Consider the following 1,914-nt stretch of genomic DNA (forward strand, 5'->3'; position numbering starts at 1 on the left):
ACTGGTTGCTGGGCCTGTTCCTGACCGAGGACTCGACCCGGGCGATGGCCGAGCATCTGCTGCACATCATGCTCTGGAGCCTGTTGGTATTCGGCTTCCAGGCCATCATCGGCGGGATCATGCGCGCCAGCGGCACGGTACTGGTGCCGGTGGTCATCTCGATTATTTGTGTGGTCGGCGTCCAGTTGCCAGCGGCTTACTGGCTCGACGGGCAGTTCGGTTTGCAGGGTGTCTGGATGGCGTTCCCGGTTGCCTACCTGGGAATGCTTATACTGCAGACGCTCTATTACAAACTGGTCTGGAAGCACCAGAAGATCGAGCGGTTGGTCTGAGCACTGCGGATGAACATTTAACTGTTCTGCCGCACAAAAGCATCGTAGCGTATGCGCCCACAACAATAAGGACATTACGAGGGTTGAAGTGGGAGCTTATCGACTGCTGTTGGCCGTACTGGTTGCTATATCTCATATGGGCAAAACCTTCGCTGGGCTCAACCCTGGCGTGATCGCCGTCATTTCGTTCCTGATCATCAGCGGATTCGTGATGACCTCGCTGATCGAGCGAAACTACCCCGAGCCGAGGATGATCGGTTTGTTCTATGTCGATAGGGCGCTAAGGCTGTATCCGCAATTTCTGGTCTACTTCGTCGCCTCGTGTTTGGTTGTTTATCTCCTGTTGCCCGGTACACCCCAAGCGGCCGAGCTGACATTGAAAACCTTGTCCACCAGCCTGCTGATGTTACCGCTCGGTTATTACATGTTCGGCGTCGGCGGGACCGAGATCCTGCCACCGGGCTGGTCGCTGGGGCTGGAAATGAGTTTTTATCTACTGATCCCGTTTCTGCTGATTTTCAAAGCGCAGGGTGTTGCCTTTGCGGTATCGGTCGGGATTTTTCTGCTGGCGTGCCTTGGCTTTATCAATACCGATATCTATGGATATCGTTTGCTGCCGGGAGTGTTGTTCATCTTCCTGTGCGGCTGCTATCTGTACCAACGCAATCTCAGAGCAATGGTCGTTGTCACCGGCACAGCCGTTGCGGCGGGACTGCTGTTTGTGGCGATCATGCTCGGATGGATCGAGCGTCGTCCCTTCAATGCCGAAGTCACTCTCGGTATCGCCGTGGGCATTCCTTTGGTCTACCTGTTGACCAGACTCAAGTTCCATCGGATGGACGAGTTCCTGGGCAACATCAGTTATGGCGTGTTTCTCAACCACTTTGTGGTGATGTATCTATTGCGAGGTTTTTGGCCCGTCGCGTATGACGCCAACGTTGTCGGAGCAGTGCTGGCGTTGTCATTTGCCTGCAGTGGTGTGACGTATTACTGCGTCGAGCGCCCAGCGCTGAAATTGCGTCACCATTTGCGCAGGGGGACCAAGCAGCGTTCGGTTCAATCGCGCAGCGCCGAGATGATTGAATCCCCTGTGCGTGAGCGTGAACTGGCATAACGCTCTGCTGTTTGCTTAAGTCAACCAAGGCCCTCGACGACACACGCCGCCCGGAGAATTCCATGACGTTGCGATTGCTGCTGGTTGCCGCGTTTACATCGTGCGTCATGGCCGGTGCGCAGGCGGCTGAATATAACCGGGTCAACACCAGCGCCAGCCAGATCAGCTTCACCTACCAGCAGATGGGCTCGCGAATGTATGGCACTTTCGGCAAGTTCGAGGCGGCTCTGGATTTAGATACCGAAAACCTTGCCAGCGCCCGCACCACCTTGCATATCGACCTGAGCAGCATTGACGCCGGCAGCGAAGACGCCAATACCGAGCTGGTGAAACCCGCCTGGTTCGATACTGAAAAATTCCCGCTCGCGGTATTCGAGTCCCGCCGTTTCACCCAGGTGGCCGAGCATCGTTACCAAGTCGCCGGTCAGCTCACGCTCAAGGGCATCACTCGCGAGGTCGAGGTGCCGG

The 1,914-nt window shown here is 56.1% G+C and carries 3 protein-coding genes; all 3 read left to right on the forward strand.

Going from position 1 to position 1,914, the window contains the following annotated elements; genetic code table 11:
* On the forward strand, positions 1-332 hold a 332-nt coding region (locus tag D6877_RS07355; protein WP_241662869.1), incomplete at its 5' end, for an MATE family efflux transporter.
* Between the two features lie 88 nt (positions 333-420).
* Positions 421-1,446 (forward strand): acyltransferase, encoded by a 1,026-nt coding sequence (locus D6877_RS07360; protein WP_130910348.1) that lies wholly within the window; start codon positions 421-423, stop codon positions 1,444-1,446.
* 62 nt (positions 1,447-1,508) lie between these two features.
* On the forward strand, positions 1,509-1,914 hold a 406-nt coding region (locus D6877_RS07365; protein ID WP_130910349.1), incomplete at its 3' end, for a YceI family protein.

It is taken from the genome of Pseudomonas sp. Sample_9, assembly GCF_004307535.1.
GTDB lineage: Bacteria > Pseudomonadota > Gammaproteobacteria > Pseudomonadales > Pseudomonadaceae > Aquipseudomonas > Aquipseudomonas mercuritolerans.